32 protein-coding genes are annotated in these 24,452 nt (G+C 70.8%); 31 read left to right on the forward strand and 1 reads right to left on the reverse strand.

Features of this window, described 5'->3' with window-relative positions; translation table 11 throughout:
- Nucleotides 1–47: 47 nt before the first annotated feature.
- The 31 genes from AB0H64_RS29400 (at nucleotide 48) to AB0H64_RS29550 (ending at nucleotide 24,173) form a co-directional block, all read left to right on the forward strand.
- Nucleotides 48–1,463, forward strand: a complete 1,416-nt coding sequence (locus AB0H64_RS29400) for a hypothetical protein (protein ID WP_357630937.1) — start codon at nucleotides 48–50, stop codon at nucleotides 1,461–1,463.
- Nucleotides 1,464–1,473: 10 nt separating this feature from the next.
- Nucleotides 1,474–1,680: a hypothetical protein gene (locus AB0H64_RS29405; protein WP_357630939.1), complete on the forward strand. Its 207-nt coding sequence runs from the start codon at nucleotides 1,474–1,476 to the stop codon at nucleotides 1,678–1,680.
- Entirely contained in the window at nucleotides 1,677–2,855 is a 1,179-nt protein-coding gene (locus AB0H64_RS29410) for a phage portal protein (RefSeq protein WP_357630942.1), read from the forward strand. Before AB0H64_RS29405 ends, AB0H64_RS29410 begins: the two co-directional genes overlap by 4 nt.
- 2 nt (nucleotides 2,856–2,857) lie before the next feature.
- Nucleotides 2,858–3,580: an HK97 family phage prohead protease gene (locus tag AB0H64_RS29415; RefSeq protein ID WP_357630945.1), complete on the forward strand. Its 723-nt coding sequence runs from the start codon at nucleotides 2,858–2,860 to the stop codon at nucleotides 3,578–3,580.
- A 119-nt stretch (nucleotides 3,581–3,699) separates the two neighbouring features.
- Nucleotides 3,700–5,082: a phage major capsid protein gene (locus AB0H64_RS29420; protein WP_357630948.1), complete on the forward strand. Its 1,383-nt coding sequence runs from the start codon at nucleotides 3,700–3,702 to the stop codon at nucleotides 5,080–5,082.
- Between the two features lie 315 nt (nucleotides 5,083–5,397).
- The gene (locus AB0H64_RS29425) at nucleotides 5,398–5,748 is read left to right on the forward strand and encodes an HNH endonuclease (RefSeq protein WP_357630951.1); all 351 of its coding nucleotides are present in this window, start codon (nucleotides 5,398–5,400) and stop codon (nucleotides 5,746–5,748) included.
- Between the two features lie 65 nt (nucleotides 5,749–5,813).
- Nucleotides 5,814–6,224, forward strand: coding sequence for a hypothetical protein (locus tag AB0H64_RS29430; protein ID WP_357630953.1), 411 nt, complete (start codon nucleotides 5,814–5,816; stop codon nucleotides 6,222–6,224).
- A 10-nt stretch (nucleotides 6,225–6,234) separates the two neighbouring features.
- On the forward strand, nucleotides 6,235–6,510 hold the full coding sequence (locus AB0H64_RS29435) for a hypothetical protein (protein WP_357630955.1): 276 nt from the start codon (nucleotides 6,235–6,237) through the stop codon (nucleotides 6,508–6,510).
- A complete protein-coding gene (locus AB0H64_RS29440; RefSeq protein ID WP_357630957.1) occupies nucleotides 6,507–6,803 on the forward strand; it encodes a hypothetical protein in 297 nt (98 codons plus the stop codon). Before AB0H64_RS29435 ends, AB0H64_RS29440 begins: the two co-directional genes overlap by 4 nt.
- 3 nt (nucleotides 6,804–6,806) lie before the next feature.
- On the forward strand, nucleotides 6,807–7,253 hold the full coding sequence (locus AB0H64_RS29445; protein WP_357630960.1) for a hypothetical protein: 447 nt from the start codon (nucleotides 6,807–6,809) through the stop codon (nucleotides 7,251–7,253).
- A complete protein-coding gene (locus AB0H64_RS29450; protein ID WP_357630962.1) occupies nucleotides 7,253–7,516 on the forward strand; it encodes a hypothetical protein in 264 nt (87 codons plus the stop codon). The genes AB0H64_RS29445 and AB0H64_RS29450 overlap by 1 nt, the downstream gene beginning before the upstream one ends.
- Complete coding sequence (locus AB0H64_RS29455) at nucleotides 7,517–8,026, forward strand: hypothetical protein (protein ID WP_357630965.1); 510 nt, start codon at nucleotides 7,517–7,519, stop codon at nucleotides 8,024–8,026. It abuts the gene before it with no gap.
- A gap of 12 nt (nucleotides 8,027–8,038) precedes the next feature.
- Nucleotides 8,039–9,859: a hypothetical protein gene (locus AB0H64_RS29460; RefSeq protein ID WP_357630967.1), complete on the forward strand. Its 1,821-nt coding sequence runs from the start codon at nucleotides 8,039–8,041 to the stop codon at nucleotides 9,857–9,859.
- 10 nt (nucleotides 9,860–9,869) lie between these two features.
- Entirely contained in the window at nucleotides 9,870–10,667 is a 798-nt protein-coding gene (locus tag AB0H64_RS29465; RefSeq protein WP_357630969.1) for a hypothetical protein, read from the forward strand.
- Nucleotides 10,664–11,107: a hypothetical protein gene (locus AB0H64_RS29470; RefSeq protein ID WP_357630972.1), complete on the forward strand. Its 444-nt coding sequence runs from the start codon at nucleotides 10,664–10,666 to the stop codon at nucleotides 11,105–11,107. The genes AB0H64_RS29465 and AB0H64_RS29470 overlap by 4 nt, the downstream gene beginning before the upstream one ends.
- Nucleotides 11,095–11,538 (forward strand): HK97 gp10 family phage protein, encoded by a 444-nt coding sequence (locus AB0H64_RS29475; RefSeq protein WP_357630975.1) that lies wholly within the window; start codon nucleotides 11,095–11,097, stop codon nucleotides 11,536–11,538. Before AB0H64_RS29470 ends, AB0H64_RS29475 begins: the two co-directional genes overlap by 13 nt.
- A gap of 16 nt (nucleotides 11,539–11,554) precedes the next feature.
- The gene (locus AB0H64_RS29480; protein WP_357630978.1) at nucleotides 11,555–12,061 is read left to right on the forward strand and encodes a hypothetical protein; all 507 of its coding nucleotides are present in this window, start codon (nucleotides 11,555–11,557) and stop codon (nucleotides 12,059–12,061) included.
- A gap of 9 nt (nucleotides 12,062–12,070) precedes the next feature.
- Nucleotides 12,071–12,394, forward strand: coding sequence for a hypothetical protein (locus tag AB0H64_RS29485; RefSeq protein ID WP_357630981.1), 324 nt, complete (start codon nucleotides 12,071–12,073; stop codon nucleotides 12,392–12,394).
- Complete coding sequence (locus AB0H64_RS29490) at nucleotides 12,394–12,876, forward strand: hypothetical protein (RefSeq protein WP_357630984.1); 483 nt, start codon at nucleotides 12,394–12,396, stop codon at nucleotides 12,874–12,876. The genes AB0H64_RS29485 and AB0H64_RS29490 overlap by 1 nt, the downstream gene beginning before the upstream one ends.
- A gap of 55 nt (nucleotides 12,877–12,931) precedes the next feature.
- Nucleotides 12,932–13,342: a hypothetical protein gene (locus AB0H64_RS29495; RefSeq protein ID WP_357630986.1), complete on the forward strand. Its 411-nt coding sequence runs from the start codon at nucleotides 12,932–12,934 to the stop codon at nucleotides 13,340–13,342.
- A 14-nt stretch (nucleotides 13,343–13,356) separates the two neighbouring features.
- Nucleotides 13,357–13,623 carry a hypothetical protein gene (locus AB0H64_RS29500; RefSeq protein WP_357630989.1) on the forward strand — a complete coding sequence of 89 codons (267 nt, stop codon included), beginning with the start codon at nucleotides 13,357–13,359 and terminating at the stop codon, nucleotides 13,621–13,623.
- Entirely contained in the window at nucleotides 13,604–16,912 is a 3,309-nt protein-coding gene (locus tag AB0H64_RS29505) for a hypothetical protein (RefSeq protein ID WP_357630991.1), read from the forward strand. The genes AB0H64_RS29500 and AB0H64_RS29505 overlap by 20 nt, the downstream gene beginning before the upstream one ends.
- A complete protein-coding gene (locus AB0H64_RS29510) occupies nucleotides 16,912–19,365 on the forward strand; it encodes a hypothetical protein (protein ID WP_357630994.1) in 2,454 nt (817 codons plus the stop codon). Before AB0H64_RS29505 ends, AB0H64_RS29510 begins: the two co-directional genes overlap by 1 nt.
- The gene (locus AB0H64_RS29515) at nucleotides 19,365–19,877 is read left to right on the forward strand and encodes a hypothetical protein (RefSeq protein WP_357630996.1); all 513 of its coding nucleotides are present in this window, start codon (nucleotides 19,365–19,367) and stop codon (nucleotides 19,875–19,877) included. The genes AB0H64_RS29510 and AB0H64_RS29515 overlap by 1 nt, the downstream gene beginning before the upstream one ends.
- A 2-nt stretch (nucleotides 19,878–19,879) precedes the next feature.
- On the forward strand, nucleotides 19,880–20,395 hold the full coding sequence (locus AB0H64_RS29520; protein ID WP_357630999.1) for a hypothetical protein: 516 nt from the start codon (nucleotides 19,880–19,882) through the stop codon (nucleotides 20,393–20,395).
- Nucleotides 20,396–20,917 (forward strand): hypothetical protein, encoded by a 522-nt coding sequence (locus AB0H64_RS29525; RefSeq protein ID WP_357631002.1) that lies wholly within the window; start codon nucleotides 20,396–20,398, stop codon nucleotides 20,915–20,917.
- A 9-nt stretch (nucleotides 20,918–20,926) separates the two neighbouring features.
- Nucleotides 20,927–21,325: a hypothetical protein gene (locus AB0H64_RS29530; protein WP_357631005.1), complete on the forward strand. Its 399-nt coding sequence runs from the start codon at nucleotides 20,927–20,929 to the stop codon at nucleotides 21,323–21,325.
- A gap of 87 nt (nucleotides 21,326–21,412) precedes the next feature.
- Nucleotides 21,413–21,769, forward strand: a complete 357-nt coding sequence (locus tag AB0H64_RS29535; protein ID WP_357631008.1) for a hypothetical protein — start codon at nucleotides 21,413–21,415, stop codon at nucleotides 21,767–21,769.
- A gap of 608 nt (nucleotides 21,770–22,377) precedes the next feature.
- Nucleotides 22,378–22,848 (forward strand): hypothetical protein, encoded by a 471-nt coding sequence (locus tag AB0H64_RS29540; RefSeq protein ID WP_357631010.1) that lies wholly within the window; start codon nucleotides 22,378–22,380, stop codon nucleotides 22,846–22,848.
- 9 nt (nucleotides 22,849–22,857) lie between these two features.
- Nucleotides 22,858–23,682, forward strand: coding sequence for an N-acetylmuramoyl-L-alanine amidase (locus AB0H64_RS29545; RefSeq protein WP_357631012.1), 825 nt, complete (start codon nucleotides 22,858–22,860; stop codon nucleotides 23,680–23,682).
- 65 nt (nucleotides 23,683–23,747) lie between these two features.
- Nucleotides 23,748–24,173: a hypothetical protein gene (locus tag AB0H64_RS29550; RefSeq protein ID WP_357631014.1), complete on the forward strand. Its 426-nt coding sequence runs from the start codon at nucleotides 23,748–23,750 to the stop codon at nucleotides 24,171–24,173.
- 102 nt (nucleotides 24,174–24,275) lie between these two features.
- Here AB0H64_RS29550 and AB0H64_RS29555 read toward each other — a convergent pair whose 3' ends face one another.
- The gene (locus AB0H64_RS29555; protein WP_357631017.1) at nucleotides 24,276–24,446 is read right to left on the reverse strand and encodes a hypothetical protein; all 171 of its coding nucleotides are present in this window, start codon (nucleotides 24,444–24,446) and stop codon (nucleotides 24,276–24,278) included.
- Nucleotides 24,447–24,452: the final 6 nt, after the last annotated feature.

Genomic DNA, 24,452 nt, shown 5'->3' on the forward strand with positions numbered 1-24,452 from the left:
GGTGTGGGTGCGCGCTGACGCCGTCGACGTCGCGCGGGTTCTCGGCGGTGGAGTTCGCGGTGGACGTGCTGGGGATCCGGCCGTTGCCGTGGCAGCGCTGGCTGCTGATCCACGCGCACGAGGTGCGGTGGGATGGCCGGTTCCGGTTCCGGACGGTGCTGGTGCTGGTGGCCCGGCAGAACGGCAAGACCTCGATTGTCGAGGTCAAGAACCTGTGGAAGATGTTCGTGCTGGGCGTCGGCCTGGTGATCGGCACCGCGCAGAACTTGGACATCTCCGAAGAGTCGTGGGACAAGGCCGTCGAGATCGTCGAGGGCACGCCGGAGCTGGCGGCCGAGGTGGCGGCGATCGACCGCACGAACGGCAAGAAGGCGCTCCGGTTGTCATCGGGTGCCCGCTGGAAGATCGCGGCAGCCTCCCGGCGTGGCGGCCGAGGGCTGAGCGGCGACGACGTGAACTTGGACGAGCTGCGCGAGCACCAGACGTGGGACGCGTGGGGCGCGGTCACGAAGACGACGATGGCCAGACCGGACCCGCAGGTGTGGGCGTTCTCGAACGCCGGCGACGACAAGAGCGTGGTGCTGAACGAGCTGCAGGCGAAGGGCCGCGCCGCGGCGGAGAACCCGACAGCGGATCCAACGTTCGGCCACTTCGAGTGGAGCGCGCCGGACGACGTGGCGTGCACGTGCGGCCGGCCGGACAGCGCACACACTCCGAAGTGCCGGCTGCAGGACCGGACGGTGTGGGCGATGGCGAACCCGTCGCTCGGCTACACGGTCTCGGAGGAGGGCCTCGCGTCGGCGCTGGCCACCGACCCGGAACCGATCTTCCGCACGGAATGCCTCTGCCAGCACGTGCCCGACATGGTGGGCGAGTGGACGGTCATCCCGCAGGACGCGTGGGCGGCGGTGGCTGACCCAGCGTCGGAGCTCGTCGACCCGGTCGCGTTCGCGCTCGACGTGACCCCCGACCGCTCGTACGGGTCGATCGCGGTCGCCGGCCGCCGCTCGGACGGCCTCGACCACGTCGAGGTGGTCGAGCACCGGCCCGGGACCGGGTGGATGGTGCAGCGGGCCCGGGATCTGGTCGACCGGTGGAAGCCGTGCGCAGTGGTTGTGGACGGCGCGGGCCCAGCCGGCTCGCTCATCGCGGACCTGGAGGCGGCCGGCGCCGAGGTGGTCAAGCCATCGGCCCGGGACTACGCGCAGGCGTGCGGCGCCTTCTACGACGCCGTGGTGCCGCGCGACGGGAACACGCCGACGCTGCGGCATATGGATCAGGCGTCGCTCACGGCGGCGCTGGCGGGTGCGGCGCGCCGGGACCTGGCTGACTTGTGGGCCTGGACGCGCCGCGGCGCCAGCGTGGACATCAGCCCGCTCGTGGCCGTCACCCTGGCTCGCTGGGGGCACGCGACCCGCGCCCATCTGATGGAGGACGTCGACCCGATGAGCAACATCTGGTGAGGGGAGCGTGATGGCTCGCCGCCTGATGGATCGCATCGCGGGGCCGGCCGGTTCGGCGTTGCGTCGTGTGCTGCTGGCCCTGCCTGGCCTGGCCGGCGTGGCGCTGCTGGCGTACGGGGCGTGGCTGGCGTGGCCGCCGCTCGGGTTCATGGTGGCCGGCGTGGCGCTGCTGGTGGACCGGGCGTGGACGCAGGCCCTGGACCGGGGGGCGCAGTGAGTCTCTTCTTCGGCGGGCGGCCGCCGGTGGAACGGCGTGAGTACACGCCTATCCCGCCGCCGAACGCTGCGGTGCCGTCGTTCGCGCGGGTGGACCTGTCGAACGCCGAAGCGTCCCTGCAGAAGGTCGCCGTCTGGGCGTCGGTGACGCTTCTCGCCGGCACGGCTTCGATGTTGCCGCTGGACGTGTTCTCGGGCGACGGGCCGGACAAGCGGGAGCGGACCCCGCCGCGCTGGCTGGCCGACCCGGCCGGCGACGGCAACGGCCTGGACGACTGGCTGTGGCAGTGGATGTTCTCCTGGCTGCTGCGCGGCAACGTCGTCGGCCTGATCGGCGAGCGTGACCCACGCACCGGCTCGCCGACGCAGATCGTGCTGCAGCACCCGGACGAGGTGTCGATGTGGCGCGACAGCCGCGACGGCGAGATCCGGGTGCGGATCGCCGGCCAGGAGGTCGACCTCGCCAAGGTGTGGCATCGCCGGGTGTACCCGGTGCCGGGCCGGCTGCTGGGCATGTCGCCGATCGCGCATCACGCGCTGACGATCGGCGTCGGCATCAGCGCGCTGCGGTTCGGGGCGCAGTGGTTCGAGGAGGGTGCCCACCCGACCGGCATCTTGTCGTCGGAGGCGAACCTGGAGCAGGCGGACGCGGCGACGGCCAAGCAGCGGTTCCTCGCTGCGATCCAGGGCCGCCGGGAGCCGGTCGTGCTGGGCAAGGGCTGGTCCTACCAGCCGATCCAGATCGCGCCGGGCGAGAGCCAGTTCTTGGAGACCAACAACTTCACCGCGGCGGAGTGCTGCCGGATCTACGGCCCGGGCATCGCCGAGATCCTCGGCTACGAGACCGGCGGCAGCCTGACCTACCAGAACATCGAGCAGCGGAACTTGCAGCTGCTTATCTACGCGCTGGACCCGTGGCTGACGCGGATCGAGCGGGTCGTGTCGCGGCTGCTGCCGCGCCCCCAGTACGCGAAGTTCAACCGGGCCGCGCTGCTCAGGACTGACCTCCTGACCAGGTACCGCGCCTACCAGATCGCGATCCGGAACCGGTTCGGCACCCCGGACGAAGCGCGCGAGCTGGAGGACCGGCCGCCGCTCACCCCCGAGCAGATCGACCAGCTGACGACGCTCCCACCGGCTGGCAGCGCAGGCACGACGGACAGCACCGAGGAGTAGAGATGGATCTCGCTGAGCGCGCGAAGATCAAGGGGCCGGAGCGCCGCGCCTTCGCGGCCCGCTTCGAGATCCGCGCTAAGCCCAACGGAACCGGCGGCACCCGTTACGACATCGAGGGATATGCCAGCGTCTACGGCGCCCCGTACGAGATGTGGGACTGGGCTGGCGCCTATGACGAAGTGGTGCGCGAAGGAGCGGGCAGCAAAAGCCTCTCGGAGAACCCGGACGTGGTGCTCGTTCTCAACCACGAGGGCATGCCGCTGGCGCGCACAAAGAACGGCTCCTTGCGCCTTTCAGAGGATTCGACCGGCCTGCTGATGAACGCCCCGGACCTTAACGGCGAGCGCGCCGTGGTCCGTGAGGTTGTCGCCGCCATTGAGGAAGAGATCCTCACGGAGATGAGCTTCGCCTTCCGCGTTATGCGGCAGGAGTGGAGCCCGGACTACATGCAGCGCGACATCGTCGAATACAACATCAACCGCGGCGACGTCTCCGTGGTGACATTCGGCGCTAACCCTGCTACCAGCGTGGCGTTGCGTGGTCTGGACCTCGACCGCATGGCTGATGACCAGGCCCGCGTCCTGTTCGAGCGGCTGTCGGCGCGCCTTGCTCCGCCGCGCCCGGCACCTGAGCCGGCAGCCGTCGAGAAGGCGCCGGAACCCGAGACTCGGCGGCCGCGGTATCCGCTGTCGCTGTACGAGGCCGAGGCGCAGCTTCTCGGCTGACCTGACCGCCTGACCCCTGACGCGCCGGAGCTCACGCCGGAGCGCGCTCGCGCGCCACCACCTGAGCCACCACCCGGACGGATCGCAGGCACGACCCATCTACCGAAAGGAGGGGCTCCGTGCTGGAGTTCCTGCGCCAGCAGCTGAAGAAGCTGCTGGAGGAGAGGGCCGCGCTGAAGACCGAGCTCGACGGCGTGCTCACCGCGCCGCGTGCCGAGCAGCGTGACCTGACGGACGAGGAGTCCGCGGCGTTCGAGGAGAAGCGCGCCGCGCTGAAGGCCAAGGACGACGAGATCGAGGAGAAGCGCGGCCGGATCGCCGAGCTGGAGGAGGACGAGCGCCGCGAGCAGCGCGTCGCGGAGCTCGCCGTCACCTACGGCCAGACCGGCGAGCAGCGCGAGCGGCCATCCGTCACCGTCACCTCGGAGCCGGAGACCTACCGCAAGGGCGGGTCGAACAGCTACTTCCGGGACCTGGTGCGGGCGCAGCTGCACGGCACCCGCGACGCGATCGAGCGGCTGGCCCGCAACGACCGTGAGGTGGCGCACGCCCTGGAGAAGAGGGCGCTCAGCACGACCGACGGCGCCGGTGGCGACTTCGTCCCGCCGCTGTGGATGGTCGACCAGTACGTGCGCCTCGCCCGCCCGTCTCGGATCATCGCCAACCGGGTGCGGCAGATGGCGCTGCCCGGCGGCACCGACTCCATCAACCTGCCGAGGCTGGCCACCGGCACCGCGGTCGCCGAGCAGGCGACGCAGAACACCGCGGTCCAGAACACCGACGCCACCACGAACAGCGTGACGGCGGCGGTGGCCACGATCGCCGGCCAGCAGGTCGTCTCACTGCAGCTGATCGAGCAGTCGCCGATCAACATGGACGAGGTGCTTCTGCAGGACCTCGCCGCCGACTACGCGGTGAAGCTGGACCTGTTCGTCATCAACTCGAACGTGGCGAACAAGCGGGGCCTGCTCAGTGTGACCGGCTCGAACGCGGTCACCTACACCGACGCGTCGCCGACGGCGGGCGAGCTGTACCCGAAGATCGCGGACGCGGTGCAGCAGATCCACACCCAGCGGTACATGCCGCCCGACGTCATCTTCATGCACCCGCGCCGGTGGGCGTGGCTGCTGTCCGCCCTCGACACGGCGGGCCGGCCGCTGGTGACGCCGGTCGCGGGCGCCCCGCAGAACGTGCTCGCCGCGGTGGGCGACGTCAACAGCGAGGGGTTCGTCGGCTCGATGCACGGCCTGCCGGTGTTCGTCGACCCGAACCTGCCGGTCAACCTCGGCGCGGGCACTAACGAGGACCGCATCGTGGTGATGCGCTCCGACGACGTGATCCTCTTCGAGGGCACGCCGCGCGCCGAGAGCTTCCGCGAGCCGCTGGCCGCGCAGCTGTCCGTGCTCTTGAGATTCTATAACTACACAGCAATCCATTCGGAGCGGTACCCGAAGAGCATTTCGGTGATCGGCGGGACCGGCCTGGCGACACCTACGTTCTAGCCGCATAAATGTCTCTCAGCGAATAGAATCTGTAAACACAGAGTTCTGCTCGCTGAGAGGTGTCAAGTGGCACAAAGAACCTGCGTCGACTGTGGAACTACCTTCGAACAGCGCACGGGACGCCCTGCCCTGCGATGCCCTGAATGCCGGCCGAAGTTCTCCAGACGGAGAGCATCGGAATGGGCCAAGGCCAACCGAGAGCGTAAGCAGGCGAAGAACCGCGAACTCCGAGCTAGGTGGAGAGCGAGGCCGGAGCCCTGTTCGGTGGAAGGGTGCACACGTCCCCGGGACTACAGCGACGCCGACCACTGCCTGATGCATGCCTGGAGACGCAGGCGTCGAGGGGATGTTGGAGGGCCAGAGCCGGAGAGGCAGAAGCGGAACAACCTGACAGAGCAGGGATATCGCCGCTTCAAGCGGGGGAAGCGTACCTTCCTGGAACACCGGGCCGTCATGGAAGTGGCGATTGGGCGCCCGCTGGAGAAGTGGGAATACGTCCACCACCGCAACGGCATCAAGCACGACAACCGGATAGAGAATCTCGAAGTCTGGATCTCTCCGCAGCCCAAGGGGCAACGCCCGGAGGATCTCGTCGAGTGGGTCGTTGAGCACTACCCGGAACTTGTGCGGGCGGCTCTGGACAGCAAGCCGGTGACGCTGTTCTGAATCAACAAGCGATCGAAAGGGGCTGACGGAAGTCGGCCCCTTTCGCTTTTGGCCAAGGAGATCTCATGGCTGAGAAGAAGGACGAGACGACCTCTCCCGAGCGGGCGGCCGAGCAGCAGGACCGATCCGACTGGCCGCGGCCTGGCGAGGAGGGCTACGTCCACCCAGACGGTACGGCCCAGTCCGAGCGGCAGCTGGAGGACAACCGGCGCGCCGCCGCCGACCGCGCCGCGGCCGGCTCGATGGTGCACGGCGCGCCGCTGGCCACCCCGGGCCCGACGCCCGGCGAGGAGACCGCGAAGGCGGTCGAGCGGGCCGAGACGTACGACGGCAAGACCACGGCTGAGGCCGAGGAGGAGCTCGCCGAGTTCGTCGAGGACAAGACCGCGGAGAAGGCCGAGGAGGCCGCCGCCGCGGCCGACACGGGCACCAGGTCACGGACCCGGGCGACCCGCTCGACCAAGTCCGACAAGTAGGGAGCAGGCCATGCCGGAGCAGATCCCGGTCCAGAGCGTGCGGACCGGCGGCACCGACTACATCGAGGTGGCCACGCCCGAGGAGGCGCACATCGAGGCGCTGCACCGCGAGCGGGACGGCTACCTGCGGGCGGGTAAGGCCGACCGAGCCGCGCAAGTGGCCGCGGAGCTGCGCCGGCTTGGCACGCAGGTGCAGGACGAGGAAGTGCCGCAGCCGCCGCCGCTGGAGGACGCAGCGGACCGGCGGCCGCGGCAGCGGGCCTCGACGCGGAGAGGCGGCCGATGATGCCGGAACGAACGATGGTCCTGCGGCGCAACCGAGACGGCAGCGTCCGCATGGCGGGCTCGCTGCCCGATGAGCACACCCTGTCGGCGCGGTTCATCCAGCGTGAGCTGGACGCCGGCCTGGTGAGCGTGCAGGTCACCCTGCACCTGGAGGGAGGCCCGATCACGTACGAGCTGGACGGGTTCGAGCCGTTCGACGGCGCAACCGACGGCGACGGCGAGCCGAAGCTGAACTTCACCGCGTGGCGGTGCCGCCTGGCCGAGCCGGCGAAGCGGCCCGCGAAGGAGGGCTGAGCCGTGGCCGACGTGGTGATGAACATCGCGCTGGGCAAGGTCAAGTACTACTGGGAGCTGCCCGCCGCCGCCGACGCGATCGTGGTCGTGCCGCTGGAGGCGACCGGCCTGGAGGCGGACGCCACGCTGCGCGACTACGACGACCTCGCCGCGCTGCTGGCCGGGCCGACCAACGAGCAGACCACGATGGGCCGCAAGACCATCACCTCCGGGATCACGATCACGGTGGACGACACCAACAACAGGCTGGACATCGACTGCCCCGACCAGGTGTGGACGGGCGCGGCCGGGAACCCGATCGGCGCGCTGCTGTTCTGCTACGACGGCGACACCGGCGCCGGCACCGACTCGGCGATTGTGCCGCTGCACAAGCACGACTTCAGCATCACCCCGGACGGGTCGGATGTGACGGCGCAGATCGCCGCGAGCGGCATCTTCAGGGCGCAGTGATGGCGCTGACCGCCGTCAACCGCACCAGGGTGCTGAACCAGTGGATGCGGGACAACACCATCGCGCTGCCTGCCGTCACCAAAGCCGATCTCGCGGCGGCGGTGGCGGCGATGGACGACTGGCTGGACGCCAACGTCACCAGCTTCAACGCGGCGATCCCGCAGCCGGCCAGGGCCCAGCTCACCACCGCGATGAAGTACGAGGTGCTGACGTACATCCTGATGCGGCGGTCGGGCCGGCTGCGGGCGGAGGAGGACGGGTAGATGGGGACCGTCTCTCGCGAGCTTCACCCGGACGAGGCCAAGTACGGCTCGGCGGCGTTTCCGCAGTTCACGAAGAACAACGGCACCAACGGGCCCGTGTCGTGGCTGGCGTACGACGCGGCGGCCACCGAGACGGCCTACTGGGAGGTGACCGCCTTCTCGTACGGGTCGGGCAACATCACCGTGGACCTGATCTGGGGTGCGGCCACGGCCACGTCCGGCGTGGTCCGGTGGGAGGTCGCCATCGCGGCGATCACGCCGGAGGCGGACAGCCAGGACCCGGAGACGAAGGCGTACGCGACCGCCGTGGCGGTCGACGACACCCATCTGGGGACGACGGCGAAGCGCCTGCACCGGGCCACGGTCTCCTTGTCGGGGGCGTCGCTGGACAGCATCGCCGCCCTGGACGAGGTGTGGGTGCGGATCGCGCGGCTCGGCGCGCACGCCAACGACACGCTGGCCGGTGACGCCTGGCTGAAGAAGGCCGTCCTGTCCTACTCCGACATCTGATCGGGGGCGGTCGTGGCGGTCCGGTTCTCGGCGGACGCCCAGGACTACACGCGCTCGCTCGCGCTAGGCGCCCAGTCGCAAGTCTCGGTCACCTGCTGGCTGAAGATCTCCGTCGATCGGAACGCGAACTCGACGATCTGGTCGGTCGACAACGGCAACACCGACTACCTGGTGCTTTGCACCCACACCGACGGCACCACGCTCCGCGTGTTCGACGAGGGCGCCGCCTCCGGCAACGGCCTGAACATGGCCGTGGGCACCTGGCACTTCGCGGCGGTCGCCGTCAACGGCGCGTCCGGCACGCTGTGGATGCGCGCCGCGACCGGTACCTCGTGGACAACCGTCACCTGGTCGACGTTCTCGACCAGCACGACCGCAGCGAACCTGCGTATCGGCGAGCATCCCGCGAACGGGCTGTGGCTGAACGGTGCCGTCGCCGCGCTCAAACTGTGGACCGGCGTCACGCTGACGCTCGCCGAGGTCGAGCAGGAGCTGTGGCAGTACCAGCCGGCACGTACAGCGGGGCTGCGCGCCTGGTATCCGCTGCTGCTGCCGGAGACCGCCGACTACAGCGGTAACGGCAATGCGCTGACCGGCGGGTCCGGCACGTCCACGGAGGATGGGCCGCCCATCTCGTGGGGGACGCGGCGCCGCGCGGTGTTCATCCCGCGGTCGGGCGTCACGGCCGCGGTCGGGCAGGCCGTCGAGGACGCCGCCGCCGCGACGCTGGCTGCGTCCAAGTCGGTCGGCCCCGGGCTGGCGGTCGAGGCCGCTACGGCACAGCCGCTCCTGCGGCAGAAGACACGGCTGCTCGGCCAGCCGGCCGAGGCTGGCACGGCCATGCCGGTGCGCGCCGCCAAGTCCCGTGCCGTGGGCCAGCCGGTCGAGGTCGAGATCGCCGCGACGCTGGCCAGGTCCAAGGTCAGACCGCTCGCCCAACCGGCCGAGACGGACACGGCCGCGGCGGTGGCCCGGGCGCACCGCCGTACGGTCGGCCCCGCCGTCGACACCTCGACGGCCACCCACCTCGGCACGGCGAAAGCGCGAACGGCGAACACAGCGACCGAGGGCGTCACGGCCCGCCCGCTCCTCGCCGGGCGCGCGGTCCCGGCGAACCCGGCGGTCGAAGCCGACGCGGCGACCACGGTGGTCGAGGCGAAGACGCGGGGCCTGAACTCAGCCGTCGAGAGCGACACCGCACAGCCGACCGGCTGCCTGAAGACCAGAACGCCCGGCGCTGCCATCGAGACCGACCTCGCTGGCCCCGTGGCCCGGGCGAGGGCGAAGCCGGTCGGCCAGGCGCCCGAAGCCTCGACCGCAGGCAGCGCCCGGCCAGGGAAGACGTCGACACCGGGCCCGGCAATCGAGGCCGCCACGGCCACACAGGCGGCCCGCAGGAAGGCCCGCACAGTCGGCCAGGCAACCGCGGACGCCCTCGCGCGGCCGGTCGGCGGTGCCGCTGCGGTGCCGCTCGGACAAGCCGTCGAGGAGAGCCTCGCCGCCGCGCTGGCCCGGCGAAAGGCCCTCACGGCCGGCGCAGCCGCCGCGGCAGAGCTCGCCCTGGCCGTCGCCGTCGGCAAGACCCGGCTGCTGAACGGTACGGCCGAGTCCAGCACGGCCAATGGGCTGGCGACCGGGCTGTACGCGACGCTCGGCCAGGCATGGGAAACGGACATCCCGTTGCCGGTGCCCAGCGCTGGAGGCGCCGCACCGCCGGCGGTCCTGTCCACGGAGTCCGGCCTGGCCGCCGCTGTGGCGGCGACCGCGACCCGCGTCGCGTCCCTGCGAGCCGGCACCAGCAAGACCGCCACCGTCACCAGCGAGAGCACCTGAGGGAAGGCACATGGCCACCTACGCGTTGGGCGCCGTTGCCCGCCTGTCGACGACCGTCCAGGACGCCACCAGTACCCTCACCGACCCGTCGGCGATCTCGCTGTCGATCCAGTTGCCGGACGGCACGGTGGACGGGCCGCTCGCACCGACCAAGGACTCGGTCGGCGTCTATCGCTACGACTACCTCACCGCGCAGCCAGGCCGTCACGTGGTCCGCTGGGTCACCACGTCCCCGACCGGCGTCAGTGAGACACCTTTCGACGTTGCGGCGCAATGGAGCGCGGCGGGGCTGGTCAGCCTGGCCGACGCCAGAGCGCACCTGAACATCACCACGGGCGCCGACGATGTCGAGCTGGCCGAGGTGGTGCGCGCGGCCACGGCGGCGGTGGAGCGGCACGTCGGCGCGGTCCTGCGCCGTGTGTACGTCGAGGAGCATCCGGGCGGCTACGCGATCGCGCTGCACCACACCCCGGTCCTGTCGGTGGCCTCGGCATCCGGGGTGCTGCCTGGCGTGCCGGATCTCGCCGCTGCTGACCTCCAGGTGGACGGATCGAGCGGTGTGCTGCGGCGTGGGACCGGCGCGTGGATCGCCGGCCCGGTGCGGGTGACGTACACGGCCGGTCGGGCCGAGGTGCCGCCGAACGTCCGCCTCGCCACGCTGATCATCATCCAGCACTTGTGGGAGACGCAGCGCGGTAGCGCTCTGCCGAGGTTCGGCGGTGAGGACACGTGGGATCCGCGGCAGGCGTTCGCGGTTCCCCGGCGCGCGCTTGAGCTGCTTGGCGAGCGCGTCTCGGGGATCGCATGACCGTCTCGACGGTGCCCGCCGCCCTGGAGGCGCTCGTGGCCGCCGGCACCCGCGCGCTGCCCGGCGTCCGGGTGTGGGACGGGTACCCGCTGGCGAGCGACACCACGATGCTGTGCGTCGGGTTCACCGGCCAACAGGACGAGGCGGCTGTCGAGTCGACCCGCACCCGCCAGCAGGCCGCCCTGGAGCCGGAGCACGAGGCGTACGCCGTCAGCTGCTACCTGTACGTGCTGAAGGGAGACACCGACGCCCGGCAGACCCGCCAGGCCCTGTACGAGCTGCTCGACGCGCTGGCCGGCGAGCTCGTCGCCGACCCGACCTTGAGCGGGGCGGTGGCCCGGGCCCAGATGTCGACCGAGTCGCTCACCCAGACGCAGACGGACAAGGGCGCCCAGGCCGAGCTGAGGTTTGTGATCCTCATCGACGCGTGGACGGACTGACCGTGCCCCGCAACAACACCGACGACCTGCGCAAGCTGATCCGGGACGTGGGCAAGCTGCCGGACGCCATCCGCCGTGAGCTGCGTCCGGCGCTGCGTCTGGCGGGCCAGAAGGCGTTGATCAAGGCGCGGGCGGATGCCTCCTGGTCGACGCGCATCCCGGGGGCGATCCGGCTGTCCGTGTCGTTCTCCCGGCGGCGCCCGGGTGTCGCCCTGGTGGTCAACAAGGCACGCGCCCCCCACGCTCGCGCGTACGAGAACCTCGGCACCCCGGGAGCCTTCCGGCACCCGGTGTTCGGCAACCGCCGCCGCTGGGTGCGCCAGCAAGCCCGCCCGTTTCTGTTCCCCGCGGCGCGGGCCTCGATGGCGCAGATCGACACAGACATCGGCGTCGCGGTGGAGGCGGCGGCGAGAAAGCACGGCTTCAGATGACCGGAGAGGGGTCGCCATGCCGCTGAGTGCGCGGCTGCTGATGCAGCTGACCGCCGAGTTGACCAGCCCGCTGGACCTGACGACGGGGTCGGCGCCGCTGTCGTTCGCGCGGCAGGTGAGTTTCGCCGACGGCGTCGGTCTGAACCAGGCCAACAGGATCTGGTCGGACGAGCGGACGCTGGCCGCGTCCGCGAACGAGGACCTGGACCTGGCGGGCACGCTGACGGACCCGTTCGGCGTGGCGATCACGTTGGCCCGGGTGAAGGCGCTGTTCGTGGCTGCGAGCGCGGCCAACGCCAACAACGTGGTGATCGGCGCAGCCGCGAGCAACGCCTTCGTCGGCCCGTTTGGGGCGGCGACGCACACGCTCGCGGTCCGGCCGGGCGGTCTGCTGGCGCTGACGGCGCCGGACGCCACCGGCTACGCGGTCACCGCCGGCACCGGCGACTTGCTGCGGGTCGCGAACTCGGGCGCCGGCAGCAGCGTGACCTACCAGATCGTCGTCATCGGCGCGGCCTCGTAAGGAGATGTGATGGCTGAGCTGGAGATGGTGTCCATCCGACACCCCCGAATCGACGACGGCCACCGGGTGATCGAGGTGCCCGTGTCGGCGTGGCCGCACCACCAGCGCGCCGGGTGGGAACTCGTCGCCCCGCCGGACCGGCAGGCCCAGGTGGCCGCCGCACTGGTGGAGACCGGCCTCACCGCCGAGGAGGCGGAGCGCGTGGCCGCTGCGGCGGTCCCCGCGGATCCGCCCGATCCGGCAGACGAGCCGACCGGTGGTTCGTCGCCGGCGGACACGGATAACGACCAGTCGCCGCGGCGTCGGCGCGCAACCCCCAAGGACGGTGAGTAATGCCTGCCACGCCGATCGCGGCTGTCACCCGGTACTACCCCAAGGGCAACCTGAAGTGGATCTTCTGCCCGAACGTGGCGAACAAGAACGCCATCACCCGGGCGGAGATCAACGCCGGTACGGACATCTCCAAGCAAGTCGCCTCCTGGGATGGGTGGACCACCACCTCGAACTTCGTGGCGACCCCGGATGTGAACAGCCGGTTCACCGGCAAGATCCCCGGCAGTATCGACGCCGAGGACTCCACGCTGACGATCTACCTCGACCCGTCCGGCAACGACGCGCGCACTCTCATGCCGCGCGACACCACCGGGTGCATGGTCCGCATGGACGCCGGCGATGTGCCCGGACGCAAGTGCGACGTGTTCCCCATCGCGGTCGGCTCCGTGGGCAAGCCGTTTGAGGACGACGAGGCCGTCAAGGCCGTGTTCTCGTTCGCCATCACCGACGAGCCCGGCGAGAACGTCATCATCCCGGCCTGACGCCTTCCCTCGGCCCGGCCAGGCATCCATCACGAAGCGCGAGAGCGAGACACCCATGCTGATCAGCAAGGACGTGCTGTTCCAGGTGACGGCGGACCTCCCGTGGGAGGACGTGCAGATCCGCAAGCCGCCGAACAACGAGGTCGTCGGGACGATCCGGTTGCGCGGTCTCACCGGCGACGAGGTCAACGAGTGGCAGGACGCCGCCGTGCACGTCAAGGGCAAGACACGGCGGCAGTCCAAGCACGCGATGGCGCTGCTCATCGTCGCCTCGGCGATCAACGAGGACGGCAGCGAGTTCTTCGACCGGCGCGACGTGCTGAAGGTCGGCCAGATGCCCGGGTACGTCCTCATGCAGCTGACCGAGGTGGCGCTGAAGCTGTCGGGTCTGGGTGACGACGAGGACGTCCGGGAGCTGGTCGAGGGTTTCGACGACGGCCCGAGCGACTCGGATATTTCCGGCTAGCGCTCGCCTTCGGCATGCCCGTCGCTGAGCTGCTCAAGCGCGTGTCGGCGCTGGAGCTGGCCGAGTGGCGGGCGTTCGAGGAGATCTACGGGCCCATCGGTGTGGAGGCGCGGCTCGACCGGACGGCGGCGGTGATCGCGCAGCAGGTGGCCAACTCGTTCCGGCCGCCGAAGACGAAACCGGCACCGCTGAGCGACTTCATGCCGCGCTGGGACGCCCGGCTGGTCGAGGGCTACGGCGAGGACGAGGAGGTGGACGCCGATGGCGGGGGTGCTGCGTAACCTGCGGATCGTCCTCGGCGTCGACTTCAACGAGTCCGGGCTGAAGAAGGCCGACCGTGCGCTGCAGCAGCTCGACAAGCGGCTCGGGGTGATCGGGCGGCGCGCCGCCACGGGTGCCGGGCTGGCGGCTCTGGCGGGCAGCGCCGTGGCGTTGACGGGGGCGCTGCTGCCCGCGGTCGGCGCGGTGGCGGCCATGCCGGGGGCGCTGGCGGCCGCCAAAACGGCCACGGCCACGCTCAAGGTGGGTCTGATCGGCATGGGCGACGCCATGAGCGCCGTTGCCGGGGGAGACGCTCAGGCGCTGGAGGAGGCGCTGAGCAAGCTGTCTCCGTCGGCGCGGGCCGTCGTGAAGGAAGCCGACCGGCTGTTCGGATCCTTCAAGGCCGTCCAGGAGCAGGTGCAAAGCCGCATGTTCCGGGGCCTGGCCCGCGAGATGGAGCCGGTGGCCGCGAATCTCCTCCCCGGGATCAGGAAGGGCATGCTCGGCGTTGCCTCCGGGTTCAACTTGGGGGCGCGGGAGGCGTTGAAGTTCGGCCAGACGCCCATGGCCAAGGGCGCGGTCAACGCCACGTTCTCGTCCACGTCGCGCATCATGGCCAACCTCGCCAGCGCGGTGCGACCCGCCCTGGCCGGGATCTCGCAGTTGACGGTCAAGAGCCTGCCGTTGGCCGAGCGGATGGCGTCGTGGGGCGTCAACGGGATCAAGGCCGCTGGCGCTTTTCTGGCGAGCGAGCGGGGCGCCGCCGTGCTGGAGCGCACCGTGGACCGGGCCGGCGACACCCTCGCCCAGCTGGGACGAATCGGCCTCAACATCGGGCGCACCGTGGTGTCCGTGTTCGGCCAGATGGACGCTTCCGGCGACGGGGTGCTCGACACCATCGAGCGGCTGACGGCGCAAGCTGCGGCCTGGGTGCGCTCGGCGGAGGGCCAGCGGCAGATCGCGGATACGTTCCGGCTGCTGCGTGACGTGGCGGCCGACGTGGCGGATGTCCTGCCGCTCGTGGCCGGCCCGCTCGGTGTGGTCGCACGCCTGCTCACCTCGCTGCCGGAGCCGCTGCGGGGGGTGGTCACGCAGGGCCTCGCCCTCGCCCTGGTGATCGGCCCGCTCGCGGGCAAGTTCGGCGGGCTCGTCTCGGGCGTGCTGCACATGGTCTCGGCGGTGAAGGGTGCCGACGGCCCGATCGGCCGTCTCCGTGACCGGCTGACCGGTGTGGGCGATGGCGTGGGGAAGGCCCGCGGTGCGCTCGCCGGCGCCGCCGGGGTGCTGGGAGGGCCGTGGGGCATCGCCCTGGCCGCCGGCATCGGCGCCATCGCGGTCTTCGCGCAGCGCCAGGCCGAGGCCGACCAGCGGGTGAAGGACCTCACCGAGACGCTCGACAAGCAGTCCGGCGCGATCACCGCCGACACCCGGGCGATGGTGGTGCAGCGCCTGGAGCAGGAGGGCCTGCTGCGGGTGGCCCAGCAGCTCGGGCTGAACCTCGGCACGGTCACCGACGCCGCGCTCGGCAACAAGACCGCCCTGGGCCAGGTGAACAGCGCGCTCGACGCGTACGGGAACCGACTGCGAGAGGCCGCCGCGAGCGAGCAGGTCGCCGGCGCGGGAACCGACGAGCTGTCGCGGGGCGCCACCCGACTGGGGATCGCGCTGCGCGGCCAGAACAGCGAGCTTGGTCAGGCGGTCGCGTCCGCGCACCGCACCAGCCAGGCCATGGGCAGGACCGCATCGGCAGCCACCCCCGCCGCCGACGGCATCCGGGACATGGGGGCGGCGGCCTCGTCGACGAGCGGCCGGATGCAGACCCTGGTGGCGCAGCTGGTCAGGTTCAACAGCCTCACGGGCGATGCGGACCTGGCGGCGCTCGGCGCCCGCGACAGCATCGACGAGCTGTCCGGCGCGATCAAGCGGGGCACCCTGCGGATCAACGAGCGCACGGGCCGGATCGACATCAACACCAAGGCCAGCCGCGAGAACACCCGCCGCATCATCGACGCGATCCGGGCCGCCGCCGACCACGCCGACAAGCTGGTCAAGGAAGGCAAGAGCACGGACGTGGCGAACGCCGCGTTCAAGCGGCACATGGACCGGCTGACGGGCGTGCTGCAGAAGGCCGGGCTGTCCAGGCAGGCGATTGACGCGCTGGTGCGCCGCTATGTGACGATGCCCGGCCAGATCAACGCCGCCACCAACCGGATCAGGGACCGGAAGGTCCGCATCGAGGTGCGCGCCGGCGGCGAGCTGATCGGCTACAAGGTCCAGGGTGGCACGCTGCTCAAGGCGTCCGGCGGCATCCTGCCTGGCTGGTCACCCGGCCGGGACATCCACATGTTCACCTCGCCGACGGGCGGCGTGCTCGGCCTGTCCGGTGGCGAGGCCGTCATGCGGCCGGAGTGGACGCGCGCTGTCGGCCCGGCCTACATCGACCGGATGAACGCGGTCGCCCGCCGCGGCGGCGTCTCGGCGGTGGCCCGCGAGATGGGCGTCGAGCGGCGGTGGCTGACCGGCCCCGACGCGCTCGGCGGCGAGGGCGCGTTCTTCGCCGACGGCGGCGTCATCGTCAAGGGCTCGGTCGGCGGCGTGTCGTCGGTGCAGAAGATGGCCAACCGGGCGAACGCGCTGTACGGGATCTGGGCCCGGAACATGGGGACCGGCATCTCCAAGGCGCTGTCGAAGCTGCTGCTCGGCGGGCCGGGCGTGCAGAAGGCGCTGGCGTGGGCGCGACGGCAGAACGGCAAGCCGTACGTGTGGGGCGGCGTCGGCCCGGGCGGATACGACTGCAGCGGGTTCATGGGCGCCATCCTGAACGTCATCAAGGGCCGCAACCCCTACCAGCGCATGTTCACCACCTGGAGCTTCGGCGCCAACGGCGGGCCGGGCGGGTTCGTCCGCAACCGCAAGTCCGGGTTCATGGTGGGTGTCAGCGACGCCGGGGTCGGGCACATGGCCGGCACGCTGGGCAAGGTCAACGTCGAGTCCCGCGGGAGCCGTGGCGTGGTCGTCGGATCCGGGGCGCGCGGCTACAACAACGGGTTGTTCTCCCGCCGGTACGGCTTGAAGTTCGACCAGGGCGGCATCCTGCCGCCTGGCTGGACGGCCGCCTTCAACGGCACCCGAGAGCCCGAGTACGTGTTCACGCAGCGGCAGATGGAGCAGGGCGGCGGCGGACGGCCTGTGGAGATCCACAACCACTTCCACATCCCGCCGCACCCGAACCGGTACGAGATCGGCAAGGAGATCTACGAGGCGCTGGGGCCGTACATGGAGCGCTCGCGCAGGAAGCTTCCGGCCTGATGCCCGCCCCCACCTATCCGACGATCATCGCGGAGGTGGATTTCGCGCTGACCGGCGCGTGGACCGACATCTCCCCGTGGCTGCGCAACGTCACGATCAAGCGCGGCTCGTCGCGGGTGGAGTCGCCCATCCTGCGCTACGACACCGGCACCGCGACGCTCGTGCTCGACAACCGGGACCGGCGCTTCGACCCGACCCACCTGTCCGGGCCGTACGTGACCGGCGGATCCGCCGACTCCGGGATCAAGCAGCTGGCGTGCAGCGTGAGCTGCGACTTCGGGCAGGGCTGGACCGTCGACGTCAAGTCGGCGCCGGGCCAGCAGGCCAGCGTGGTCAACGCCTCGTCGAAGGCCAGCGGCACGACCGGGGCGTTCTCCGCGCCGAAGCCGTCCGGGGCCGCCGCCGGCCATCGGCTGATCGTCTTCCACTTCTCCGACGTCGGCAGCCTGTCGGACATGGGCACCCCGACCGGCGGCGCGGCGTGGGGCAGCCCGATCGCCACCCGCACCGAGGGGCAGGACACCGTCCACTGCAAGGTGTGGGCCAAGACGCTCGGCGTCAGCGAGCCCAGCTCGTACGGGTTCACGCAGAACAGCGGCGCGGACGGGGTCGTCATCATGGTCGCCGTCCGCAACTGGGACACCTCCTCCACCGAGGTGGTGGCCAGCATGTCCAACCCCGAGGCGGCGGTGATGAGCACGCCGGCCACCGTGCCGCACGCCTCCAACGACCTGGAGATCCGCGCGGCCGGCGGATCGTGGGGGTCGATCGCCGGGGCCACGTGGACGCCGCCGCAGGAGGACGGCTGGGCCGAGTGGGCGGACCTGCAGTCGCAGCAGTACACGACGGCCAGCCTCGCTGTGAAGGCGTTGACGTTCGTCGGTGGCGGCACCCGGACCCGGGTGCGGCCGATGCGACCGGTGCGGATCCGCGCCAGCTTTCCGTTCACCGCCACCACCAACCTGATCCAGAACCCGTCGTTCGAGAAGGACCTGACCGGGTGGGCCGCGTCGGCCAACACCGCGATCAGCCGCGTGCCGGACGTGTCCCGGTTCGGCGGCTACGCGCTGGAGGTGCGGCGCCTGGCCAGCAACCCGCCGTTCAACCTGTACGGGCCGAAGGCGACCGGCGTGGCCGGGGGCGCGGTCGCGGGGGAGACGGTCACCTTGTCGGCGCACGTCTACATCCCCGCCGCCTCGTTCCCGAAGATCACCGGGATCATGTTGGGCGCGGCCGGCAGCGACTTCCAGTTCGTCAACACGGCAGGGCTGACCGCCGACTCCTGGTACCGCATCACCCGCACCGTCACGCTGACCGGCACCCTGGACGACGTCGAGGTGCAGTTCTGGACGGACAACAACCATGCCGACGGCCAGATCGTCGCCTACGTCGACGCCGTGCAGGCCGAGGAGAAGCCCGCAGCCACCCCCTACTGTGACGGTTCGCAGCCTGCCTGCTCGTGGACCGGGACCGCCCACAACTCCTCCAGCACCCGGTCGAGCTCGTTCACCTTCGACCTGTTCACCGGGTTCGTCGACGACTGGCTGGTGGACTGGGCCGGCTCCTACGACTCCGAGGTGACGGTGCCGTGCACCGACGCCCTCGGCGTGATCGCTGACTACGACCGGGCGCCGGGCGCCGCCGTGGGCGCGGGCGAGGACTCCGGTGCTCGCGTCAACCGGATCCTCGACTCGATCGGCTGGCCGGCCGCCGACCGGCAGATCGCGGTAGGCAACTCGACGGTGCAGGCCACCACGTTGGACGGCAACGCCCTGTCGGAGCTGCAGGTCACCGCCGACACCGAGATCGGCGAGCTGTACCAGGACGCCTCCGGCCGGGTGGTGTTCCGCAACCGGCAGGCGATCCTGACCGACGAGCGGTCCATCACGCCGCAGGCCCGCTTCGGGGCGGGCGGCGCGGCCAAGGGGCGCCTGCCGTACCACGACGTCGGCATCTCCTACGACCGGCAGCAGATGGCGAACCTGGTGCGCATCACCCGGGTGGGCGGGGCGGCCGCGCAGGTCGCCAGCGACGAAGACAGCCGGGCCGAGTACCGCACGAAGACCTACGAACGCGAAGACCTGGTCATGCAGTCGGACGCGGAGGCGCTGTCCGCGGCCCAGTGGATCCTGTCCGTCAGCCGGGAGCCCGAGCTGCGGTTCAACACCCTCGTCATCCGCGCCGAGCGTGACCCGCTCGCGCTGTTCCCGCAGGTCCTCGCCCGGGAGATCGGTGACCGGATCGTTGTCGAGCGGCTGCCCGTCGGCGGCGGCGAGACCGTTGTGCGGGAGGTGTTCGTGCGCGGCGTCGAGCACGAGATCCGCGGGCTGGCGACGAACGAACCGCGGTGGGAAACCTCGTGGGTGCTGCAGGCCGCGGCCAAGGCCGGCAACTTCTGGACGCTCGGCCACCCGCAGCTCGGCCGGGTCGACTCCAACGCGCTGGTGTACTGATGGCGTTCAAGACGTGGGGCTTCGACGAGGTCGCCTACGCGGCCGACATGAACCGGTACTGGGTGCAGGGCCTGCACGTGTTCAAGCCGGCCGACGAGACCGTCACCAACAGCATCACGGTGCAGGCCGACGACCACCTGATCCTGCCGCTGGCCGCCAACACCGACTACTGGATGGAGTGCCTGGTCATCTACAACGCGCCCACCGCGAACGACATGCAGCTCGGGTGGACGGCGCCCGCGGGCGCGACGATGGAGTGGTCGAACAACGGGATTGCGCTCGCCGCGGCGGACGCGGTGGACCGCATTTCCCGCACGGCGCTCGGCGTGAGCAGTGTGGCCACGATCGGCGGCTCTGGCGGGGACGCGATCTGCGCGATGAAGGGTCTGCTGCGGGTTGGCGGCACTGCGGGGAACCTGCAGATGCGCTTCGCGCAGGCCACTGCGGGGGCGGGCACCTCGGTCGTCATCAAGGCCGGATCCATGCTGATGCTCACCAGACTGAAGGCATAGCCATGCCGATCAAGAATTTCGTCGTCGGCTCGCCGCCCACGTCGGCGGACATCAACCGGTACTTCCAGCAGCGGGCCCACGTCATTAAGCCGGCCGACGAGTCCATCACCTCCAGCATCACGCTGCAGAACGACGACCACTTGGTGCTGTCGGTGTCGGCGAACACCGCCTACTGGGTGGAGGCGTTCATCCGCTACGACGGCGCCACCACCGGTGACCTGCGGATCGGATGGTCCATCCCGTCCGGGGCGACGCTGGAGTGGACGTCCAACGGCCTGGCCGACACCGCCACGAGCACGGCCGACGACCTGTGGCGGCGCCGGCGCAGCGCCACCCAGGACGAGATCTGCGGCGCGGTGGGCGCCGGCACCGACCTGCTCGCGCTCCCGGAGGGTCTGCTTCGGGTCGGCGCGACCGCCGGCCAGATCCGGCTGCGCTGGGCGCAGGGCACCAGCTCGGCGACCGCGACCCGGGTGTTCCAGCGCTCCATGCTGATGATCTCGCGGATGGTGCCATAGATGCCGATTAAAGACTGGGTGGACGGCGAACGCCCGCCCGCCAGCGACCTGAACCGCTACCCGCTGCAGCAGGTCCACGTCATCAAGACGGCTGACCAGACGAACAACACCACGACCCTGGCCGACGACAACCACCTGTCCATCCCGGTCGAGGCGGGCACGGACTACTGGATCCAGCTCATGCTCATCTACGAGGCGGACGACCGCGACGACCTGAAGATCTCCTTCTCGGCTCCGTCCGGCGCCACGTTCGACTGGATGTCCGACAGCCTCAGCTCCAACATCACGGCCAGCAACGGCACCGTGTCCCGCACCCTGCAAGGGCTCGGCAACACGCCCGCGCCGGGCGGCGTCGGGCAGGGCACCCTGACTCGGGTGGTGGCGCTGCCGCGCGGCGTGCTGCGCGTCGCCGCCACGGCGGGCACGTTCCGGCTGCGCTGGGCGAAGCTGGCCACCACCGCAGGCGTGGCCACCACCATCTACGCCGGCTCGCTGCTGCGGGCCCGGCGCCTGACCACGTAGGAGACGCGCGTGGACAAACGCCCCTACGAGCCCGGCACCCCGGACGAGGTGATCGCCAACATGCTGCGAGTCGCCCGGCAGAAGGGCCGGATCCGGAAGCTGTTCGGCCGCCGCGGCGGACTCGACCTCGACCGACTGGAGGATGTGCAGCGCGCCGCCGAGGAGCTTGCCGCCTCCGGCTCCGTCGTCGGCCAGGTGCTCAAGGTCGGCTTCTCCGCGACCACGCCGCACGAGGACGCCACCGAGCAGGCGGTGCGCGCGGCCCGCGAGTACGGCACGCCCATCACCGCCGAGGTGGTGGAGACCGACGAGCACCGCGCCGCCGGCGAGTTCCTGGTGAAGGTCCTCGTGGTCGACGTCGACCCCCGGCAGCGGCCGTCCTCCCAGCGCCCCGGCCGCGTGACCTGAGCGGCTCCACGATCGTGCCGCCCGTGCGGGTCTGCGCTTCGCCCGAAGGGAGCGCGGGCGGCACCCCCTACACGCGAGGAGCGTTGTGTGCCCGATTCGCCGACGCCGTGGGAGCTGCACCGCAGCATGGAGGCTCTTCGCAGGAGCCTGGAGAGCGGGTTCGCCAACCTCAACAGCCGCTTGGACAGGGTGGTGCCGACCGACCTTTTTCACGCCTACCAGGCGGCCATCCAAAGGCAGTTCGACGACTTCAAGCAGGAGATCGCCGACCTCAAGGCTGAGCAGGACGAAGAGGTCACGAAGCTGCGGGCGGAGTGGGACGCCGACAAGAAGCAGAAGCTGGCCGACCGCAAGCTGCTGATCACGAGCGTCTTCACGTCACTGATCGCCCCGTTCGTGCTGCTCCTGCTTGGGCTGTGGCTGACCGCGAGGGGTGGGACGTGATGGGCCGCCACTCCGACGGGTTCGACCCTGTGCCGCTGGGCCCCGTTCCAGACGTCGACGAGGAAGAGCAGCAAGAAGGCGCCCGCAGGGTGTGGCGGCTTCCGCTGCTCAGCGCGCTGCTGTTCACCGTGCTGTTGGCGGCCTTCATGTGGTTGAGCCTCGACGTGCGCGCCCAGCTCAACAAGGTCGAACGCGACAGGGAGATCCTGGCCGAGCAGGTGGAGCGCCTCGGTGGCGTCCCGCTCGTCTCGCCGACGCCGGCCGCGCGCGGGGAGCCTGGAGAGCCCGGCCCCGCGGGGCCCCGCGGACTCCCAGGACCGACGGGACCGCCAGGACCTTCAGGGCGCGCCGGGCCGGCGGGCGAACCAGGCCTTCGCGGATCCCAGGGCCCCGCTGGACCGTCAGGCCCTCCCGGGCCCCCAGGCCAGCCAGGCGAACGCGGAGCTCAGGGCCCGCAGGGCGAGCCTGGGCCGCGCGGCGATCGCGGCGAGCCGGGGCCGCCGCCGAGCTCGCTCACGTGGACATGGCTCGGCACCACCTACACCTGCCGGCCAGCAGAGCCGGGATCGAGCGACTACCGATGCGAATCGACCAGCTAGGAGCGTGACGTGGGCGACTACGTGTGCAGCCTGAAGGCTGACGCCCAGACCATCCCCCGAACCGGGGACGACTACTACATCGTGCGCTTCCCGTACGGCAGCGAAAGCTACGACGAACACGGCATGCACAACCCGGCCCAGCCGGACGGCGTCACCTCCGCCTACCCGGACCCGCGGTCGGGCCTGATCTGGCCGCAGCACGACGCCTGGGCGCAGGTGTACGCGCTCATGTACTGGGATCCGGGCGACTACACGGAGCTCAGGGACCGGTTCGTGCGTGACCCGCTCGGGCTGTCCACGGGCTACGACTCGACGTGCACGGAGGATCGTGCGCTGACGCCGGGCGGCCAGTACATCGCCAAGAGCTGGGCGATGTTCGTGCACCCGCAGACGCCGCTCGCACTGATGGTCAAGCACAACGCGTCCGGCCCCGTCAGGCTCTCGCTCGCCGAGTTCAAGATCGCCTACTACCACGTGTGAGGTGTCCCTATGCCGTGGCTGACTCAGCTGGCAGACGTCGCCCGCCGCACCGGCTACCCGGTGACCGAGGTGTCCGGGTGGCGGGACCGCGGGCACGGCCTACAGCCGGCCGTGCGCGGGATCGTCTGCCACCACACCGCGGGCCCGGCCGCCGGCGGCGACTACCCGTCCCTCACAGTGGTGCGGTCCGGCCGACCCGGGCTGGACGGGCCGCTCAGCCACTTCGGACTCGGCCGGTCAGGCCGCATCTACGTGGTCGCCGCCGGGCGGTGCTGGCACAACGCGCCGTCGACGTCGACGAACCACACCAACAGCGCGTCGATCGGCATCGAGGCCGAGAACGACGGCAAGCAGCCGTGGCCAGAGGCGCAGGTCGACGCCTACAAGCGGCTCTGCGCGGAACTGTGCAAGGAGTTCGGGCTGCCGGCCAGCGCGGTGAAGGCGCACCGCGAGGTCAACCGGAGCAAGCCGGACCCGCACTCGATCGACATGGATGACTTCCGGGCCGACGTGGCCGCGCTCGTCAAGGGCGGCGTGGTGTCGCGCCCATCAACACCGCGCCCGTCTTGGACGGAGGAGATCGTGAAGGACCTGCCGCTGATCCGGCCCGACGACGACAACTACGACGTCAAAACTGCCCGGGGCTGCCTGTTCGTCCGGGGCCGTGTGCCGGCTGCCCTGTACGCCACGGTGGGCCTCGAATCGTGGCTCAACCGGACCAAGGCCGACCCCGAGTTCGTCGAGGTCGTGAAGGCGTTCCAGCACGTCGAGGGACTCGACGCCGACGGCTACGTGGGCCCGAAGACCTGGCCGGCGCTGCTGCGCGTGGCGTAGCTGCGACATCCCTGTTCTCCGTCCCCGGCGTGCGGGGGCGGTCCGCTCCCTGAAGGAGGGGCACCATGAGAATCTTCGGACGCGAGCCTGTGGTGTGGCTCGGCGCTATCTCGGCGATCCTCGCCGTCCTCGTCACGATGCCTGCCGTCGGCCTGACTGAGGAGGCCGCTGGCTGGATCATGGTCATCGTCTCCGGCGTGTTCGCCGCCATCGAGGCTGCCATGACCCGGCCGTTTGTCGTCCCCGCGCTCACCGGCGCGATCCGCACCATCCTCATCGGCGCCATGTTCTTCGGTCTGCCGATCTCGGAGGAGACGGCCGGCATGCTGGTTGGCGCGCTGAACGCCGTGCTGATGCTGGTGCTGGCGAACAGCGTCACCCCGGCCGCCGACCCGGCACCTGGGTTCGTGCGCGCCGCTGTCGGCTCGCCGGAGACGGCGAAGCGGGCGGGCGGCTACCACCCGGGCGTGCACGGCGACCGGCCCCTGTAGCCCCTGGAGTCCCGGGCGGCCGGCCCCCGCCAACCTGACGGCCGCCTCGCGGACGTACGAGACCCCCGCACCCTTCAGAGGGTGCGGGGGTCTTTCGCGTGCTCACTCGTGGTCGCGACGCTCCCGGTACATGCGCCGGACGCGCTCGCGGACCTCGTCGGGAACGGGCTCGCCTTCGGCGAGCTGGTAGCGCAGCCGCTCGGTGGGAGTCATCTCCTGCCAGACGGCGGCAAGGCCCGGGTCTTCGCTGGGCAGCGTGTGCTCGTCGCTCATGAGGCA

Origin of the sequence: Nonomuraea sp. NPDC050733 (assembly GCF_040654215.1) — a bacterium.
Classification (GTDB): Bacteria; Actinomycetota; Actinomycetes; order Streptosporangiales; family Streptosporangiaceae; genus Nonomuraea.

What these genes read in the sequence shown, in the direction of transcription:
- AB0H64_RS29510 (WP_357630994.1), top strand. Translation starts at nt 16,912, where the DNA reads ATGCCCGCCCCCACCTATCCGACGATCATCGCGGAGGTGGATTTCGCG.
- AB0H64_RS29435 (WP_357630955.1), top strand. Translation starts at nt 6,235, where the DNA reads ATGCCGGAGCAGATCCCGGTCCAGAGCGTGCGGACCGGCGGCACCGAC.
- AB0H64_RS29430 (WP_357630953.1), top strand. Translation starts at nt 5,814, where the DNA reads ATGGCTGAGAAGAAGGACGAGACGACCTCTCCCGAGCGGGCGGCCGAG.
- AB0H64_RS29455 (WP_357630965.1), top strand. Translation starts at nt 7,517, where the DNA reads ATGGGGACCGTCTCTCGCGAGCTTCACCCGGACGAGGCCAAGTACGGC.
- AB0H64_RS29555 (WP_357631017.1), bottom strand. Translation starts at nt 24,446, where the DNA reads ATGAGCGACGAGCACACGCTGCCCAGCGAAGACCCGGGCCTTGCCGCC.
- AB0H64_RS29465 (WP_357630969.1), top strand. Translation starts at nt 9,870, where the DNA reads ATGGCCACCTACGCGTTGGGCGCCGTTGCCCGCCTGTCGACGACCGTC.
- AB0H64_RS29545 (WP_357631012.1), top strand. Translation starts at nt 22,858, where the DNA reads ATGCCGTGGCTGACTCAGCTGGCAGACGTCGCCCGCCGCACCGGCTAC.
- AB0H64_RS29525 (WP_357631002.1), top strand. Translation starts at nt 20,396, where the DNA reads ATGCCGATTAAAGACTGGGTGGACGGCGAACGCCCGCCCGCCAGCGAC.
- AB0H64_RS29485 (WP_357630981.1), top strand. Translation starts at nt 12,071, where the DNA reads ATGGCTGAGCTGGAGATGGTGTCCATCCGACACCCCCGAATCGACGAC.
- AB0H64_RS29480 (WP_357630978.1), top strand. Translation starts at nt 11,555, where the DNA reads ATGCCGCTGAGTGCGCGGCTGCTGATGCAGCTGACCGCCGAGTTGACC.
- AB0H64_RS29425 (WP_357630951.1), top strand. Translation starts at nt 5,398, where the DNA reads ATGCATGCCTGGAGACGCAGGCGTCGAGGGGATGTTGGAGGGCCAGAG.
- AB0H64_RS29415 (WP_357630945.1), top strand. Translation starts at nt 2,858, where the DNA reads ATGGATCTCGCTGAGCGCGCGAAGATCAAGGGGCCGGAGCGCCGCGCC.
- AB0H64_RS29500 (WP_357630989.1), top strand. Translation starts at nt 13,357, where the DNA reads ATGCCCGTCGCTGAGCTGCTCAAGCGCGTGTCGGCGCTGGAGCTGGCC.
- AB0H64_RS29450 (WP_357630962.1), top strand. Translation starts at nt 7,253, where the DNA reads ATGGCGCTGACCGCCGTCAACCGCACCAGGGTGCTGAACCAGTGGATG.
- AB0H64_RS29490 (WP_357630984.1), top strand. Translation starts at nt 12,394, where the DNA reads ATGCCTGCCACGCCGATCGCGGCTGTCACCCGGTACTACCCCAAGGGC.
- AB0H64_RS29405 (WP_357630939.1), top strand. Translation starts at nt 1,474, where the DNA reads ATGGCTCGCCGCCTGATGGATCGCATCGCGGGGCCGGCCGGTTCGGCG.
- AB0H64_RS29520 (WP_357630999.1), top strand. Translation starts at nt 19,880, where the DNA reads ATGCCGATCAAGAATTTCGTCGTCGGCTCGCCGCCCACGTCGGCGGAC.
- AB0H64_RS29505 (WP_357630991.1), top strand. Translation starts at nt 13,604, where the DNA reads ATGGCGGGGGTGCTGCGTAACCTGCGGATCGTCCTCGGCGTCGACTTC.
- AB0H64_RS29470 (WP_357630972.1), top strand. Translation starts at nt 10,664, where the DNA reads ATGACCGTCTCGACGGTGCCCGCCGCCCTGGAGGCGCTCGTGGCCGCC.
- AB0H64_RS29515 (WP_357630996.1), top strand. Translation starts at nt 19,365, where the DNA reads ATGGCGTTCAAGACGTGGGGCTTCGACGAGGTCGCCTACGCGGCCGAC.
- AB0H64_RS29440 (WP_357630957.1), top strand. Translation starts at nt 6,507, where the DNA reads ATGATGCCGGAACGAACGATGGTCCTGCGGCGCAACCGAGACGGCAGC.
- AB0H64_RS29550 (WP_357631014.1), top strand. Translation starts at nt 23,748, where the DNA reads ATGAGAATCTTCGGACGCGAGCCTGTGGTGTGGCTCGGCGCTATCTCG.
- AB0H64_RS29495 (WP_357630986.1), top strand. Translation starts at nt 12,932, where the DNA reads ATGCTGATCAGCAAGGACGTGCTGTTCCAGGTGACGGCGGACCTCCCG.